The sequence below is a fragment of the Exiguobacterium sp. H66 genome (assembly GCF_018618705.1).
Classification (GTDB): Bacteria; Bacillota; Bacilli; order Exiguobacteriales; family Exiguobacteriaceae; genus Exiguobacterium_A; species Exiguobacterium_A oxidotolerans.
In genome coordinates this window covers 46,655-63,893 of record NZ_JACSMQ010000006.1, presented here as the reverse complement: position 1 = coordinate 63,893, position 17,239 = coordinate 46,655, and the positions used below count along the sequence as shown (strand labels likewise).

16 protein-coding genes are annotated in these 17,239 nt (G+C 46.7%); 4 read left to right on the top strand and 12 right to left on the bottom strand.

Annotated features, from left to right (window positions below; translation table 11 throughout):
- Window positions 1–43: 43 nt before the first annotated feature.
- Entirely contained in the window at window positions 44–1,678 is a 1,635-nt protein-coding gene (locus tag KNP88_RS10905; RefSeq protein WP_214893754.1) for a peptide ABC transporter substrate-binding protein, read from the top strand.
- 98 nt (window positions 1,679–1,776) lie between these two features.
- On the opposite strand, the gene KNP88_RS10900 is transcribed toward KNP88_RS10905, so the two are convergent.
- The gene (locus KNP88_RS10900; protein WP_214893752.1) at window positions 1,777–2,034 is read right to left on the bottom strand and encodes a hypothetical protein; all 258 of its coding nucleotides are present in this window, start codon (window positions 2,032–2,034) and stop codon (window positions 1,777–1,779) included.
- A gap of 248 nt (window positions 2,035–2,282) precedes the next feature.
- The gene (gene ade, locus KNP88_RS10895; protein ID WP_214893750.1) at window positions 2,283–4,019 is read right to left on the bottom strand and encodes an adenine deaminase; all 1,737 of its coding nucleotides are present in this window, start codon (window positions 4,017–4,019) and stop codon (window positions 2,283–2,285) included.
- Between the two features lie 127 nt (window positions 4,020–4,146).
- On the opposite strand from ade, the gene KNP88_RS10890 reads away from it, so the two are divergent.
- A complete protein-coding gene (locus KNP88_RS10890; RefSeq protein ID WP_088836314.1) occupies window positions 4,147–4,686 on the top strand; it encodes a gamma carbonic anhydrase family protein in 540 nt (179 codons plus the stop codon).
- Between the two features lie 108 nt (window positions 4,687–4,794).
- Entirely contained in the window at window positions 4,795–4,992 is a 198-nt protein-coding gene (locus KNP88_RS10885; protein ID WP_088836313.1) for a hypothetical protein, read from the top strand.
- A 132-nt stretch (window positions 4,993–5,124) separates the two neighbouring features.
- Here the strand turns inward: KNP88_RS10885 and KNP88_RS10880 are convergent, their stop codons facing one another.
- On the bottom strand, window positions 5,125–6,708 hold the full coding sequence (locus KNP88_RS10880; RefSeq protein ID WP_214893748.1) for an ABC transporter permease/substrate-binding protein: 1,584 nt from the start codon (window positions 6,706–6,708) through the stop codon (window positions 5,125–5,127).
- Window positions 6,705–7,832 carry an ABC transporter ATP-binding protein gene (locus KNP88_RS10875; protein ID WP_029332629.1) on the bottom strand — a complete coding sequence of 376 codons (1,128 nt, stop codon included), beginning with the start codon at window positions 7,830–7,832 and terminating at the stop codon, window positions 6,705–6,707. Before KNP88_RS10875 ends, KNP88_RS10880 begins: the two co-directional genes overlap by 4 nt.
- Before the next feature lie 191 nt (window positions 7,833–8,023).
- Between KNP88_RS10875 and KNP88_RS10870 the strand changes: the two genes are divergently transcribed.
- On the top strand, window positions 8,024–9,223 hold the full coding sequence (locus tag KNP88_RS10870; RefSeq protein ID WP_214893745.1) for a LysM peptidoglycan-binding domain-containing protein: 1,200 nt from the start codon (window positions 8,024–8,026) through the stop codon (window positions 9,221–9,223).
- A 121-nt stretch (window positions 9,224–9,344) separates the two neighbouring features.
- On the opposite strand, the gene lysA is transcribed toward KNP88_RS10870, so the two are convergent.
- The 8 genes from lysA to KNP88_RS10830 are packed head-to-tail and all read right to left on the bottom strand — an operon-like array spanning window position 9,345 to window position 17,227.
- The gene (gene lysA, locus KNP88_RS10865) at window positions 9,345–10,655 is read right to left on the bottom strand and encodes a diaminopimelate decarboxylase (protein WP_214893743.1); all 1,311 of its coding nucleotides are present in this window, start codon (window positions 10,653–10,655) and stop codon (window positions 9,345–9,347) included.
- A gap of 13 nt (window positions 10,656–10,668) precedes the next feature.
- A complete protein-coding gene (gene alr, locus KNP88_RS10860; protein WP_029332626.1) occupies window positions 10,669–11,727 on the bottom strand; it encodes an alanine racemase in 1,059 nt (352 codons plus the stop codon).
- On the bottom strand, window positions 11,724–12,656 hold the full coding sequence (locus KNP88_RS10855; RefSeq protein WP_029332625.1) for a branched-chain amino acid transaminase: 933 nt from the start codon (window positions 12,654–12,656) through the stop codon (window positions 11,724–11,726). The genes alr and KNP88_RS10855 overlap by 4 nt, the downstream gene beginning before the upstream one ends.
- Window positions 12,657–12,681: 25 nt before the next feature.
- Window positions 12,682–13,389 (bottom strand): 2,3,4,5-tetrahydropyridine-2,6-dicarboxylate N-acetyltransferase, encoded by a 708-nt coding sequence (dapD, locus tag KNP88_RS10850; protein WP_088836307.1) that lies wholly within the window; start codon window positions 13,387–13,389, stop codon window positions 12,682–12,684.
- A complete protein-coding gene (gene dapB, locus KNP88_RS10845; protein ID WP_214893741.1) occupies window positions 13,376–14,122 on the bottom strand; it encodes a 4-hydroxy-tetrahydrodipicolinate reductase in 747 nt (248 codons plus the stop codon). The genes dapD and dapB overlap by 14 nt, the downstream gene beginning before the upstream one ends.
- Window positions 14,119–15,000, bottom strand: a complete 882-nt coding sequence (gene dapA / locus KNP88_RS10840) for a 4-hydroxy-tetrahydrodipicolinate synthase (protein WP_214893739.1) — start codon at window positions 14,998–15,000, stop codon at window positions 14,119–14,121. The genes dapB and dapA overlap by 4 nt, the downstream gene beginning before the upstream one ends.
- 22 nt (window positions 15,001–15,022) lie before the next feature.
- Window positions 15,023–16,015, bottom strand: coding sequence for an aspartate-semialdehyde dehydrogenase (locus tag KNP88_RS10835; RefSeq protein WP_214893737.1), 993 nt, complete (start codon window positions 16,013–16,015; stop codon window positions 15,023–15,025).
- 12 nt (window positions 16,016–16,027) lie between these two features.
- Complete coding sequence (locus KNP88_RS10830) at window positions 16,028–17,227, bottom strand: aspartate kinase (RefSeq protein ID WP_214893735.1); 1,200 nt, start codon at window positions 17,225–17,227, stop codon at window positions 16,028–16,030.
- Window positions 17,228–17,239 lie beyond the last annotated feature (12 nt).

Genomic DNA, 17,239 nt, shown 5'->3' with positions numbered 1-17,239 from the left:
TTTTCTGAAATTATTTTAAATTAATCGGGGGGTCATTTTTCACATGAAGAAACAGACTAAAATCGCCTTTGCTGGCTTATCGAGCATGGCGCTACTCGCAGTAGCAGCTTGTGGTCAGGATAATGAATCGAACGGTAGCTCGTCATCAGATGGTAACAAAAAACAAGAAGTGACATTTATCTCTACAACGGATGTCCCACAACTCGATCCAACGAAAACGACGGACTCGACATCAATCATCGTGACAAACAACGTATTCGAAGGCCTTTATCGTCTGGATGGTGAAAATAAACCAACGCCTGGGATGGCTGAAAGTGTTGAAGTATCCGATGATAAACAAACATATACCTTCAAACTACGCAAAGACGCAAAATGGTCGGATGGATCATCGGTCACAGCGGATGATTTCATTTACTCATGGAAACGTGCACTTGATCCGAAAACAGGCGCTGAATATGCGTACATCTTACAGGATTTGAAAAATGCCAATAAAATCATGGCGGGTGAAGCAGAACTCGACGAACTCGGCGTCAAAAAAATCAACGAACAAACACTCGAAGTTCAGCTCGAAGCACCTGCACCGTATTTCCTTGGTTTGACGAGTTTCCCTACGTACTTACCACTTAAGCAATCATTCGTCGAAGAAAAAGGCGACAAATTCGCGATGAATGTTGAATCGATGAACTTCAACGGACCTTTTATCTTGTCAGATTGGCAATCGAACGCCGGATGGACATACAAAAAGAATCCAGATTACTGGGACAAAGCAAACGTCAAAATGGATAAAATCGATGTGAAGGTCGTAAAAGAAATCTCGACTGGCGTCAACTTATTCGAGTCAAAAGAAGTTGATTTCGCACCGATCACTTCTGAATTCGTTTCACAATACGAACAGTCAGAAGACTACAAAACACGTCCAGACGCACGGATCAATTTCTTACGCTTCAACCAGAAAAATAAAGCACTTCAAAATGAGAACATCCGTAAAGCCCTTGCACTTGGTTTCGAGAAGCAAGGCATCACAGATGTCATCCTGAACGATGGATCAGAACCTGCGAACTTCATCGTCGCAAAAGATTTCACGTTCACACCGGACGGCGAAGACTTCCGTGCGAAATACCCAGACCTTCAAAGCTTTGACGCTGCAGAGGCGAAAAAAGCCTGGGAGGCCGGTCTAAAAGAGTTAGGTGTTAAAACAGTTGAACTCGATATGCTTTCACGAGATGAGGATGCCTTCAAAAAGGTATCTGAATTCTTAAAAGGTGATCTCGAGAAGAACTTGCCTGGCTTGACGGTCAAAATCAAGCAACAACCGTTCAAAAACTTCCTTGATCTTGAGTCAAAAGGTGACTATGACATCTCCGCTGCCGGCTGGGGCCCTGACTACCAGGATCCAATGACGTTCCTCGACATGTGGTTAACGGACGGAAGCTTTAACCGGATGAACTACTCGAATAAAGAGTTTGATCAACTTGTTAAAGATGCGAAGAAAGAAACAGATGAAGCAAAACGTTGGTCAAATCTTCAAGAAGCTGAAAAAATGCTTCTCGCAGAAGATTATGCAATTGCTCCAATCTATCAAAAAGGTGAAGCTTACTTGCAACGGGCTAACATCGACAAATTATACCGCCACCCATTTGGTGCTGACATGAGCTTTAAATGGATGGAAGTTAAGTAAGTAATATATGGAATCCAAAAATCCATTCCGGTGGGTTTTTGGATTTTTTTATTTCATAAAACAACAAAGACCCCTTCTGCCGGAGCCGTCTGGGGTCTTTACTGTGCGATTTGTTTATAGAATTCAATTTTTTCATGTTGTCCCTCTTCTACTGCTCTGAAAAACTCGGCGAAAAATTCATACAACACCGTTCGCTCTTGATAGGTCGGACCTGCTTGACGGATGACGGAAAATGCAAGGTTTCGCAGTTGACGTTTTGTTCGTCGCCGCTCTGGTAACTCATAAAATTGGTCGATGAACGAGCGATAGACGCAAGCAATCAGTTCTTCATGTCCTTCAAAATACGATTTATCCATACGATCCTTCCTTTCTTTTTTCTTTTATATTTTACGAATCAAGGGTTAAAAAGTTTCACTAAAAGTGATGTTTTTCACAGATGATATAAAAACAACTATAACAAGGATCAGATAATGATTCAACTTGGAAAATATTAAGATTCAATAACAAATGTAAAGGAATGATGGGATTTGAGGCGGGAAGGAAATCAATAAAGCAGGTGAACACTAGTCGTAGTGAGTGTTCACCTTTTTTAATCCGTGTTTCTTTATTTTGGGGCCTGCGTCTTAATATGTTGGAAGGTTTTGACGTCAAACAGTCCGCTGTCCGTCAATTTCAAGTTCGGAATGACGGGTAGGCAAAGGAACGACATCGTCAAATACGGATTGAATGAACGATCCGCTTCTAGTACATCCAGTGCATCGTTTAACTTTTCTAACGTAGCTCCGACTTCCTCGAACGGACGACTCGTCATCAAGCCGGCGATCTCAAGTGGCAGTTCTGCCAAGACGTCCTCACCCTTGACCGCGATGACGCCTCCCCCCGCTTTAACGAGACGCTCTGCTGCAAGCTTCATCTCCGCATCTGAAGTACCGACGATGACGAGGTTATGTGAATCATGGGCGACCGTCGCGGCAATCGCTCCACGTTTCATACCAAAGCCTTGGACAATGCCAACTGCTGAGAAGTCTGTTCCGTTATGGCGTTCGATGACAGCAATCTTTAATAAATCTTGCGCTGTATCCTGCACAAACATTCCATCGACGACGGGCACATCCAACACGAGATGGTTCGTAACAATGCTTTTCGGAATGACTCCGATAACATTTGCTTTCGGGTGCGCGAGTGGCAGTTCAAACACTGTGTCCGTGATTTCTTTCGTTTTTAATTCACCGCGCAAATTAGGTGGGACCGTTACTTTTGGAGACGTAATGATTGTTTTACCATCCCGAGCGACCGATTCGCCTTTTACGAACACTTCACGAATCACTACACGATCAGGATCCGTCAAAAGAACGTAATCCGCCCGGCGTCCTGGGACGATTGCCCCGCGATCTTGTAATGCATAGGCATTTGCTGCATGGAGTGATGCCATCGCATATGCCGTTTCCCGTTTAATCCCATGCTCGATCGCATAGCGCACGTTGTAGTCGATCGTTCCCTCACGTAATGTATCATCCAAATGTTTATCGTCTGTACAGAATAAGAAGCGACTCGCATTGCTTTCCGTTACGGCATCAAGTACTTCTTTTAAATTCCGGGCTGCCGATCCTTCACGGACTTCGACATACAGACCTCTGCGTGCACGTATGAGCGCTTCTTCTTTCGTAACCGCTTCATGATCCGTCCGGATGCCGGCAACCCCGTAGATGTTGACTTCACGTGCACCAAGACCTGCTGCATGACCATCAACGAGCTTCCCTGCTGCTTCAATCTGCTCGATTTTCTGTAGCATGTCCGCATCGGCACGTTCGACCGCCGGGTAATCCATCACTTCCCCCAAGCCATGGACACCTGGATGATTGACGAACGGTGCTAAGTCGGCTGCCTTTAACGACGCCCCTGCGTGTTCGAACGACGTCGCCGGAACACAGCTCGGTAACATCATCCGTACATCAAGACGAAGCTGTTCCGCGTCATCTAACATAAACTGTAGACCGTCCGCTCCCTTGACGTTAGCAATTTCGTGTGGATCGGCGATTACCGTCGTCACTCCGAGCGGTAAGATGGCCTGTTCATATTCACTCGGTGTCACCATCGAAGATTCGATATGGACGTGTCCATCGATGAAACTCGGTGCGATATATTGATCCGTTCCGTCAATGTTCTCTTCACCTTCATAGCCGTCCCCAATGGCTGCGATGTAGCCTGAATCGATTGCGACATCCGCTTGATAGGTCTCACGTGTCATCACATCAATGACCTGAATGCCTTGATAGACAATTGCCGCTTTCTGTTTTTTCGCCGCAATCGCGATAAGTCGTGCCCGAACTGTAGTATCCATCCTATATCCTCCTATAATGACCGGTATTTTTACCATCTTACAATTAGATTGTAAGCAGTTGCAATTTATTTTTCGGGAGTTCAAGATAAAAGAGGTAATTCTTAATCGAAAGTGAGGACAAGCAATCATGAAGTATCGCGTCGGAAACTTAATTCCAAAGGTCGATCCAAGCGTATATATCGCAGACGGTGCAAAAGTCATCGGTGAAGTCGAGATTGGGAAAGATTCAAGTGTCTGGTTCAACACCGTCATCCGCGGGGATGAAGGGCTCATCTCAATCGGGGAGCGGGTTAACATTCAAGATGGTTCGATGATTCATCAATATGAGGAATACTCAACGATTATCGAAGATGATGTCACGATTGGACATATGGCCATGATTCACGGAGGCATCATTCGAAAAGGCGCATTAATCGGCATGTCAGCAACAATTTTAGACGAAGCAGAAATCGGAACAGGTTCGTTCGTCGCTGCCGGTAGCCTCGTTCCACCTAAAATGGTCGTTCCTCCGAATTCGCTCGTCATGGGCGTCCCTGCAAAAGTCATTCGCGAAATCAATGATCACGACCGGTTCATCATGGAGCGGACTGTCAAAAAATATATCAAGCGCGGACAACAGTACGCTGCTGATTGTGTACCTTTATCTGAAGATATGACAGCCTTGTGAAAACACTTACAATATTCATCTGTTTTTAACATTTCCCCTCTCGTTCGTTTACATGTTGCGCGTACACTAAAGGTGTAGCACATGAATCGAGATTGAGGGGGATATGAGATGATTCCATTATTCGCAGAGCGATTGATGTCTGATTTATTTTTGTCGACGAGCAATCCAAGTTATGGTCTTCCTACATTACCTGAACACGAAGCAGATTGGTTGACGATTGAAGTCCAACAGCGTATTGTTAATGATGCCGAGCAAAAATCTTTGAGTTCAGGAACAACTCAACCAAGAGAGGAAGAACGTGTATGATTCAGCAAAACACCGTTCGCGCTTGGCTCGCTAGTCGAATCAAAAAATAATGATCTTATTTTCCAAAACGATATAGCGCGTCAGCGCGCATATAAAGAGCCGAAGCGGATTCCCGCCTCGGCTCTCTTTTTATTATTTTTTAATCATACCTTCTTCAATCAAGAACTCACGTGCGACATCTTCTGGTCGTTCTTTTTCGACGTCAGCCTTAAAGTTCAATTCTTGCATCTTCTCATCCGTGATTTTATCTTTTAACATATTGAGAACTTCTTTTAATTCTGGATGTTCATCCAACGTTTCTTGACGAACGATTGGGACCGCGTAATACGGTGGGAAGAATTCTTTATCATCCTCAAGGACCGTCAAATCAAATTTCTTCAACAATCCATCTGTCGAAAAACTATCGATGACGTTCGTTTTTCCATTCGTCAATGCCGTATAACGAAGCCCACCATCAACAGGCTGGACATCTTTGAATTTCATGTCCGGATATTTCTCTTTCAAGCCAAGGTATCCGTCTTCACGATTCGCGAACTCAATTGTTGAACCAAGAATCAGACGATTACTGACAGCAGCCATATCCGAGACTGTTTTCAAATCATATTTTTCGATGTCTTCTTTTGTCATCGCTAATGCGTACGTGTTATTGAAACCAATCGGATCGAGGACATCGACCTGACTTTTCGCTGGAATCATTTTTTTAACTTTTTCATACACGACTTCTGGATCCGTTTCTACTTCTTGTTTGAGTACATCGATCAGAAGCGTCCCCGTATAGTCTACATACGCGTCAATTTCTCCAGTCTCAAGCGCACCATAGGCAACTTTTGTACCACCGAGGTTTAATTGACGTTCGACTTCTAAATCGGTCTTATCTTCGATCAAATCAGCCAACATGTTCCCTAAAATCAATTGTTCCGTAAAGTTCTTTGAACCGATGACGATTTTATCCGGCTTCAAGAACGAATACGCAACCGTTCCACCAATTAATAAAACGACGATACTCGCGATGGCAATTTTTTTAGCACCAGACATCGCTTGACGACGTTTACGTTTCCGGTTTTTAATACGACCGTCAGCAAGCGGAATGCCGCTTGGTGCAACCGAATACTCAATCCGGCTGACGATGAAGTCGATCGCAAGTGCTAAAATACCTGCTGGAATCGCACCGGCTAAAATTTGATTGTTATCAACGGTTTGAATACCGGAGAAGACAAGATAACCAAGTCCACCGGCACCGATGAAGGCAGAAATCGTCATCAATCCAACCGCTGTCACGGCAGAAATCCGAATCCCGGCCATCATGATTGGTAAGGCAAGTGGAATCTGGACTTTTCCTAGAATCTGACGTTCTGTCAGACCGATTCCTTTAGCCGCTTCAAGCATGTCACCTGGAATGCTTGAGAGACCTGTGTATGTGTTCTTGACGATAGGTAACAAAGAATAAAGTACAACCATGATGATGGCTGGTGTCGAGCCGATCCCGATGAACGGAATCAAGAAACCAAGTAACGCGAGACTCGGAACCGCCTGAACGACACTCGTCAAGGCGAGGACTGGTTTAGCGAACCGTTGATAACGTGTTATTAAAATACCGAGCGGAATCCCTAAGATAACTGCGATGACGACCGCAAATACGGTCAGCTGTAAGTGTTCAAGTAATAAGTTCCAGATTTGATCGGTGTTATTTTTTACATAGTCAAAAAACCCACTCATTGCACTTCCTCCTCCTGAATGAACTGCTCACTCAAGACGGAAAGCAAGCTACTTCGTGTAATCAAGCCGCGTAATTGACCGGCTTTGTTCGTTACAGGTAAATAACCTGTTTCTTCATGGTTCATTACTTCTAATACATCAAGCAGTGAATCCTGTTCATCGACGGCAACAAGTTCACCTTCCATGAGTTCTTCAATTCGTTGACTCTTATCTGAAACCGTTTGGATGTTTTTCAATTTAACGATTCCCTGTAATGTACGATCACGATCTGTAATCAGCAGGCTATCCACTTTTCGTCCACGCATGATTTCTATCCCTTGCAGCAACGTCCGCTTACCACTGATTGAGACGGGATCTTCAATCATGATATCTTCTGCTTTAATGAACGCCGGACTACTCCAAATTTTATTTTTTCCAATGAATGATTCAACATATTCATCTTTTGGATGTCGTAAAATTTCTTCGGGTGTATCAAATTGAACAATTTCCCCATCACGCATGATACATATCCGATCGGCTAGCTTGATCGCTTCATCCATATCATGGGTGACGAATACGATAGTTTTCTTTACTTCTTCTTGGAGATTAAATAATTCTTCTTGGAGGTCGTTGCGGGTAACGGGGTCGAGCGCACTAAACGGTTCGTCCATTAAAATAACATCTGGATCATTCATCAATGCACGGGCAAAACCGACACGTTGTTGTTGTCCACCACTGAGTTCGCTTGGGTAACGGTCAATGAATTGTTTCGGGTCGAGGCCGACCATTTGGAGAAGTTCTTCTGTCCGTTGATCCATTTGATCGTGATCTTTTCCTTCAAGACCGGCAATCAATTGAATATTTTCACGAACGGTCATGTGTGGGAATAGACCGGTTTGTTGAATGACGTAGCCCATATGGCGTCTCAGTTCAATCGTATCCGTCTTCATGATGTCCTTCCCATTCACTAAAATCGTTCCTGAAGAGGGCTCAATCAAACGGTTGATCATCTTGAGCGATGTTGTTTTTCCACAGCCACTCGGACCGATGAACACAACGAGTTCACCCGCTTTGATTTCTAGCGTTAAGCCTTTTAAGACAACATTGTCCTTAAATTGCTTCCCGACATTTTTAAATTCGATCATCCATATTTCACTCCTTTTACTATTTCCATATATTATGTTTTCCCTATTTTTTTTGAATTCAAACAATATTTTTCGTTTTTTTGTTTAAATCTCGAAATAAACGGGAATTGTTCTGTTTTTTTGTTAAAAAAGGGTAATGATAAGTAAAGCGTTTGTGGAAGTGTCAGCGGACTGAAAAGGAGGAAATCATGATGGGTAAAAAATGGCTTCGGTTACTTGTTGTTTTGTTACTGATGTTCATTCCATTGTCCAGTTATCAGCTACCAGTCGAAGCAGCTAGCTCAACATTCGTCACGAAAGGTTCGACAACGAACAAAGTGGTGGCATTGACGTTCGATGACGGGGCGGACGGTACAAACATCGGTAAAATTCTCAGTATCTTAAAAAGTAACAATGTCAAAGCAACCTTCTTCCTGACCGGTGCCGGGGCCGCGAATCACCCGCAGTCGATCAAAAATATCGCGAACGCAACACCGACGCATCAAATTGGAAATCACTCCTACAGTCACCCCGATTTTACGACTTTGTCTGCAAGTCAGATGACAAGTGAATTGACACGGACGGAAAGTCTGCTTAACTCATTAACGGGACAGACAACAAAACCAATTTTCCGGGCTCCATTTGGTGCAAGCAACAGTGCTGTTTTAGCAGCCGTCGGTAATGCGGGTTACACGAAAACGATTCAATGGAACATCGATACGACGGACTGGAAAGGAATCAGTTCTACTGCAATCTTGAACCGCGTCATTCCGAACATCGTTCCGGGATCGATTGTCTTAATGCATACGGGTGCCGGTGCATCCGGAACCCCAACCGCCCTTCCTTCAATGATTACGCAACTGAAAGCTAAAGGGTATACGTTCGTTACGGTTTCTGAATTACTGCAACTCCCGACTTCAGGTAGTAAAACGTATACCGTCAAGTCTGGCGATACGCTCTATAAAATCGCAAACCTCTATAACATTTCTGTCAGCGCTTTAGCTAAAGCAAATAACATCACCAACTTTAACCTGATTTCTGTCGGACAAGTCTTGACGATTCCCGGTACGTCGACGACACCTCCCCCAACCTCAACGACTTCTTATACCGTCAAAAGCGGGGATACACTCTATTCTATCGCTCGGAAGTACGACGTTTCCGTCAATGCACTCGCTTCAGCAAACAACATCACTAACCTCAATTTGATTTCTGTTGGTCAAGTGTTGAAAATTCCCGGTACGTCAACAACACCTCCCCCAACAATGACTTCTTATACCGTCAAAAGTGGAGATACGCTTTATGCGATTGCCCGTAAGTACAATGTGACAGTCAGCTCGCTCGCAGCAGCGAATAAGATTACGAATGTCAGCTTGATTTCAATCGGACAAGTATTGGTCATCCCATCCAAATAATTTGACTTGATGTTCCCTCAAAACGTTTCGAAACACCATCTTTCGGCAGATAAACCTGTCTCCTGAAATTTAAAACAGCAAGCCTTCCTCGTTTCGGTCGACGGGGAAGGCTTGCTGTTTATTAAGATCGTACGTTTTCTAGACCGAGATCACACGTAACGAGATCCGCATATGTTTGGCGTCGGACGACTTCCCGCGCTTCCCCTTGATTGACGAAGACGACTGCCGGACGTAAAAATTGATTGTAGTTGCTCGCCATCGAGAAATTATAGGCGCCCGTCCCGAAGACCGCCAGCGTATCCCCGCTAGCCGGTTCCGCCAATTGCGCTTTTTCTGCAACTAAATCGCCGGATTCGCAAGCAGCACCAACGACCGTCACTTCGCGCAGCGCTCCTGTCACCCGATTGGCGATGACTGTTTCGTAGACTGCACCGTACAGCGCAGGACGGATATTGTCTGCCATGCCGCCATCAACAGACAGATACGTCCGAACCCCTTGGACTTCTTTAATCGCCCCGACCGTATAGAGTGTCGTCCCAGCATTCGCGACAACCCACCGCCCTGGTTCAATCCCAATCCGTGGACGTTCGATTCCAAGTCGTGTCGACTCTTCCTCGATGATTGCCATGACGTGCTCCATCGTCTGTTCAAAATCAAGCGGGACATCGTCTTTCGTATATGCAATCCCGAATCCACCGCCGACGTTGACTTCGCTCGCCGTGAATTCCGTTTCTTGACGAATCGTTTCGACAAACCCCATCATCGTCCGCGCCGTCCGCTCGAACAACGAAAGATCTTGGATTTGTGATCCAACGTGACAATGAATACCGAGCAGGACAAGATGTTCCGACGCTAAGATTGCCCGAACGGCTTCAAGATACGAGGCATCATGGGTCGAGAACCCAAATTTCGTATCAACGCCGCCCGTCTGAATTTTAGTATGTGCCCCACCGATGACCTGGGGGACGATTCGAATCAATACGTTTACCGTCTGACAAGCATCTGCTGCAATTTGTTCGAGCTGTGCAATCTCACCGTAATGGTCGATGACGATTTTTCCGACACCTTCTTCAACGGCATACCGTAAATCCTGCGTCGATTTATTTGATCCGTGGAAATAGATTCGTTCAGCCGGTACACCCGCTTGACGCGCGATGTAAAGCTCGCCCCCCGTCACGACATCGATTCCGAGTCCGTGACGTACGACTTGCTGATAGACGGCACCAATCGTCAACGCTTTTGAAGCAAAGGAAGCATACGTATTCGGGTATTTCGTTAAGAAACCATCTCGTACGGTCGCTAAACGGTCTGTCAGTTCACGCTCTGCCATCACGTAAAGGGGTGTTCCATATTGTGCTGCTAAATCTGTTGCTGCGACACCATCGATTTGAAGCGTGTTGTCTTGTTCCGTCAAATACGAGCTTCCGTACATAAATAGTTCCTCCTTATAGATAACGGTGTGCCAATCGCCATGAGCGTGCACACATCTGTTCCGAATTATTTGCCGTTCCCGTTCGTGTGATGTCGTCGATTTCAATTCCGTCCCCGTACAAGACGACTTCATCCCCGACTTCGACTGTCGAATCAACGGCAACGAACGTATGGCTCATGAATAATTTACTGATGATTGAATACGGTTTCCCGTGAATCAATACAGGTAAAGCGGACCGCCCTCGGACGACACCATCACCATAACCGACCGGTAAGACGGCGACACGAAGCGGTTGATCCGTCGTGTATGACGTGCCGTATCCGACGTGTTCGTCCGCCCCAACTTCACGGATTTCAACGACTTCTGTCGTCATCCGTAATGTAGGGACTAACCAGTCCATCTTTTCAATCGGTGAATAACCGAACAAAAAGATACCGGGACGAACATAGTTACAAAAGGCGAGGCGTTCGTCATGTTTGACGATCGTCGCACTATTTTCAGCATGCATGTACGTAAATTCATGTTGTGTCCGGACGACGTTCGCAATCGCTAAGAAACGCTCGACTTGTCCATCATGGTCCGCTCCCGGCTCGTCTGCGAGCGGAAAATGTGTATATAGCCCTGTCAAACAGAGCTGTTGCTCCTGCACTACTTCAAGGACTGCTTGCGCTTCTTCAAGTGAACTGACACCAAAACGGTTCATCCCGACATTGACCTTTAAATGGAGTTCGATGTTCGAAAGGTCTGCTTGATACCGCTTCAACCAATCTACCGACGGGATTCCAAGCGCGATGCCATAGTCTCGAGCCGCCTCGAACTGAGTCGCTGGATTCATCGCTAAGACATAACTGTCTGGAAAATTCGTTTTAATTTCAATTGCCTCATAAACTTCAGCGACAGCGAAATGATGCACGCCCGCTTCCATCAATGTCCCAACCATTTCAAGCATACCTAAGTTATAGGCATTGTTCTTCACCACGGCGAAAATCTGTTTTTGCGATCGAGCGAAGACCGATGCGACATTTTGTCGCACCGCTTCCCGATCGATTGTTACGCGTGTACGTGTATTCATTCAGCTACCGCTGGTGTGACGTGTGTCAACCAGTCTGCATATTGCGGGAGTTGTCCTGAGACCGTTTGTCGGTAAAGCTCGAGCAATTCATCCGCGACAGCCCGTGTTCCGCCGTTGATTGTAATATGGTCGATTTCCCCAACACTCGTGATTTCTGCCGCTGTCCCTGTTAAGAAAATTTCGTCTGCGACGTAAAGCTCGTCACGCCCGATATGGCGTTCGACGACCGGGTACCCTTGATCTTGCGCGAGGCGCATGATGACTTGACGCGTGATGCCGTCAAGGACAGAACAGTCGAGTGACGGCGTGTAGATTGTCCCGTTTTTCAACATGAACAAGTTCGCGACGCTCGCCTCACTGACATTACCGTTCATATCAAGAGCGATTGCTTCGTCAAATCCATCACGAAGGGCTTCGCCTTTTAAGAGTTGTGAGTTCATATAGTTCGCAGCGGCTTTCGCTTGCATCGGCATCATCGTTGACGATACCCGACGATAAGAAGCGACTTTCGCACGAATGCCGACACCTTTATCGAAGTATTCACCAAGCTCCCAGCACGAGATGCCGACGTGAACCGTCGTATCTTTTGCCATCAAGGCTTGCCACGGTGTACCGAGGAAAACGAATGGACGGATGTAACAAGACTCAAAGCCATTTTTCGCAACGAGATCAATCGTTGCCTGGACAAGTTCTTCCACTGTATATGGAATCGTGACGTGATAGAACGCGCAACTCCGGAAGAGACGTTCGATGTGTTCCGTCAATTGAAAAATTGCCGGACCGTCAGGCGTCGCGTAAGCACGAATCCCTTCGAAAAAACCACTTCCGTAATGAATCGCGTGTGACATGACGCTCGTATTCGCTTCTTTTGGATCATGAAAAATCCCGTCTAACCAAATCGCTTCACCATACTGTGTATCCACTGCCATGTGTTTTCCTCCTCTTCGACGTCAATCAGAGTGAACGTAAATCATCCACTAATTGCGTCTTCTCTGCTGTTTTTTCGTCTTTCTGTTTGATGACGCGTGCTGGTGTTCCAGCAACGACGCTACCTGCAGGGACGTCTTCTGTGACGACACTGCCTGCTGCAACGACTGCATCTTTTCCGACACGAACGCCTTCCAAGATGACAGCGTTCGCTCCGATCAAGACACCATCTTCGATGATGACCGGTGTTTTTGAAGGTGGCTCAAGGACACCTGCGACCACGGCACCTGCGCCGACATGAACGTTTTTCCCAATCGTGCCACGTGCTCCGACGACGGCGTTCATATCAATCATTGTACCATCTCCGATCGATGCACCGATATTGATGATTGCACCCATCATGATGACGGCGTTATCGCCGATGACGACATGATCCCGAATCCACGAACCCGGTTCGATTCGCGCATTCAAGTGACGTGTGTCAAGCATCGGTACAGCACTGTTCCGACGATCGTATTCGACGTGGACGTCCGTGATCCGGTCTGAATACTTTTCTAAGAAAGTCGCAGCAAGTCCTGCATCTGCAAAGAAAATTTTTGATTCATCCGATCCGAAAGCTGTCGCCCCTTCAATCGTCAAGCCCGCTAAATCGCCATTGACGTAAAGTTTGACCGGTGTCTGTTTTTTAGCATCTTTAATGAATTTCGCAATTTCGTAAGCATCAGTTAGTAACATGTGAATCCTCCTGTGAGTAGAGCGTCTCTAACGTGTAGAGTCCCGCCGATTTTTGAATGAGTGCTTCGGCTGCTTTAATCGCACCTGAAGCAAATACTTTTTTTGATAATGCCGTGTGCTTGATTTCAATCAATTCATCGACCCCGGCGAACAACACTTCATGTTCACCGAAAATTGTTCCACCACGCATCGAGTGCATGCCGATCTCAGACGCTTGGCGTTTTTCCCGTGTCGATTCACGTTCATAGATCGGCTGGACGTCACGGAGTTCTTGAATCGTCCGCAATAAGAGTTCTGCCGTCCCGCTTGGTGCATCGACCTTTTGATTGTGGTGCTTTTCTAACAGTTCGATATCGAACGAACTGGCGAGTGGTACGAGCACCTGTAACAATTGCTGCATCATCGCGATCCCGAACGACATGTTGTACGACTGAAAAATTGGAATTTCAGTCGAAGCGTCTTTTATCGTTTGTAACTCCGCTTCCGAAAATCCGGTCGTCGCGATGACGAGCGGTGTTTTCGTTTTGAGGCCATACGCCAGTAAATCCGGCAACAAGCTCGGATGAGAGAAATCGATGATGGCATCGACTTCTTCTGTTAGCTCGGACACCGTTTGATACGAAGGAATTTTCTCCGCTGACTTCGTCTGATCGATAACGGCGACGACTTCAGCGGGTGCCAATTCCTCGACATAATGCCCTGTCGCACCATATCCATGAATGGCAAGCTTCATCGAACCACTCCTTTATAAGCATGCATCGTCTCGAGTAAGTGTGCATGCCCGGCTTCGGATTGACGAACGAGCGGCAAGCGTGGTGCACCGACTGCAAACCCAATTTCTTCGAGTGCTGCTTTAACAGGAATCGGGTTGACGTCACTAAAGATCGCTGCAATGACCGGCATTAAATCACTTTGAATGCGTCGTGCCGTCACTAAGTCGTTTGCGAGCATGGCTTCAGCAAGCGCTTGTGTTTCTGCCGGGTACGGGTTCGACAGGACCGAGATGACACCTTGTGCTCCCCATGCCATGTACGGCAGGATTTGATCGTCGTTGCCACAGAAGACTGCAAAACCTTCGGGGAGTGCCGTCATCAATTCACCCATGAAACTGACATCCCCGCTCGCTTCTTTGAATGCTTGAATGTTCGGATGCTCCGCGAGTGTCACAGCTGTCTCAACTGCAATCGCGACACCCGTCCGTGAAGGTACGTTGTATAACATGATGGGTAATTCGACAGCATCCGCGACTGCGGTAAAGTGAGCAATCAAACCGGCTTGTGACGTTTTATTGTAATACGGTGTCACGAGCATCGCTGCATCCGCTCCGAGCCGCTGAGCCGTTTTCGTTTTTTCAATCGTCTGTGCCGTATTGTTCGTTCCCGTACCGGCAATGACCGGAACACGACCTGCCGTGACACGGACTGCTGTCTCAAGTAACGTTTCGAACTCTTCGCTCGAAAGCGTCGATCCTTCACCTGTCGTCCCGGCGACGACGAGCGCTTGGATATTGGCTGCAAGTTGCTGTTCAATCAACTGTTCAAAAACGACTAAGTCGAGTTCACCTGCTGAATTGAACGGTGTCGCGAGTGCTGTTCCTGCTCCTTTGAACATGTTAAATTCCTCCTTAGTATGATTAAGAATGGATGCCGTTTTCTAAAGCATGACGCGCGACCTGGACTGCATTTGACGCCGCGCCTTTTCGAATGTTATCCGCGACACACCACAGATGGAATGTGTTCGCGAGCGTTTGATCTTGACGAATCCGCCCGACGTACACTTCGTCCGTCCCGCTTGCATCAAGCGGCATCGGGTACTGATTTCGCGAAACATCATCAACCAGTACGACGCCTGGCGCGTCAGCAAGTGCTGTGCGAATCGCTTCGACCGTCGTCTCGTTTGAAAACGTCACGTTGATTGCAACTGAATGCGAATTTGTGACGGGAACACGGACACACGTCGCACTGACCGGTAAGTTCGGTTGGCTAAAAATCTTCCGTGTCTCGTCAATCATTTTTTGCTCTTCTTTCGTGTACCCGTCTTCTAAGAAGACATCGATATGCGGCAAGATATTATCATGAATCGGGTGCGGATAGTTGACCGGTTCTTCACCGCGGCTGCCTCGTGCTAAATCCTCGATTCCTTTTTGACCGGAACCGGAGACTGCTTGATATGTCGTATACGTGATTCGTTCAAAACCTAAGTGTTTGAGTGGTGCCAGGGCAACGACGGATTGAATCGTCGAGCAGTTCGGATTAGCGATCAGTCGGTCGGTGCTGCTGACCGCTTCCGGATTGACTTCTGGTACGACGAGCGGAATCGTCTCTTGCATCCGGAAAGCACTTGAATTATCGACGACAAGTGTTCCGTGTTCTGCCAGCAAGGGGGCATACTGTTCACTGATTGCTCCACCGGCTGCGAATAATGCGACGTCGATCCCGTGATGGATGATGTCTTCCGATAAAGCTGTAATCGTTACGTCCGTTCCATTAAACGAAACGACTTTTCCTGCTGATCGTTCTGAAGCATACGCCGACAGTTGACCGACTGGAAAATCGAGTTCCCTCAAGACTTGTAACATCTTTTGTCCGACGGCGCCTGTCGCACCGATGACTGCTACGTGGTACATGTTCATTCCTCCTTACAGGCTAAACGCGTTCGCGATCGCCGCGACCGTTCGTTCGATATCTGCTTGTGCGATTGTATACGAGATACTGATTTCTGATGTCGTGACTTGATAAAACGTGATGTTCTCGGCACGGAACGTCGCAAATAATTTTGATGCGACGCCCGTTGCGTCACGCATTCCGATTCCGACGACCGATAACTTGGCATGCTCGTTATGACGATCGACTTTAACGGTCGGAAAACGATCGATGATATCTTTCAGTGCCTCTTCGAGAAACTCTTCTTCATCGAGTGGACAAGAGAACGAAAGGAACACGTCACTATCAAAGGTCGTTTGACTGATCATGTCGATATTGACATGGCGATTCGATAACAATTCAAAAATGTCGGCGACTGCTGAATTGGTTTGTGGAACGTGTTTGATTGAAACCGTCAAAACATTTTTCGTTACACTGACGCTCGTGACTGCTTTTTGTTCCATCGTTTCTGTTGCCTCCATGATCCAAGTCCCTCTTTCCGATTCAAGTGTTTTCCCAACAAAGATATGCACGCCGTATTTTTTCCCGAGTTCAACGCTGCGCATCTCCATGACCTTCGATCCCAGTGCACTCATTTCCATCATTTCATCATATGAAATTTGTGGAATCGGCTGTGCCGCTTGATGAATCCGCGGATCCGCCATATAGACACCGTCGACATCCGTATAGATTTCACAGCGCTTATCAAGGACGGCCGCTAAGGCGACAGCCGTTGTGTCTGATCCACCACGACCGAGTGTCGTAACATCCCCGAGCTCGTTGACACCTTGGAATCCGGCGACGATGACGACATCATAGGTTTCGAGTTTCTTTCGTAACAAGTCCCCGTCAATTTGTTTAATCTTACTTTTCGTATGAACCCCCATCGTGCTGATTCCTGCCTGCGCACCTGTTTGTGATAAGGCTTTTACTCCGACGGAATTTAAGGCGATGCTGAGTAACGAAATCGTTTGTTCTTCGCCGATTGCGAGCAATCGATCGAGTTCACGTCGTTCAGGACGATCCGTGATTGCTTGCGCTTGTGCGATGAGCGAGTCTGTCATCTTCCCCATCGCAGAGACGACGACCACTAATTTTTCACCTTGTTCTGTCCGATTTTTTAAATAATTCGCAATTGACTGAATCTGTTCGACAGTCGCGACCGAGCTACCACCAAATTTAAGTACAGTTGTCACAATCCTATCTCC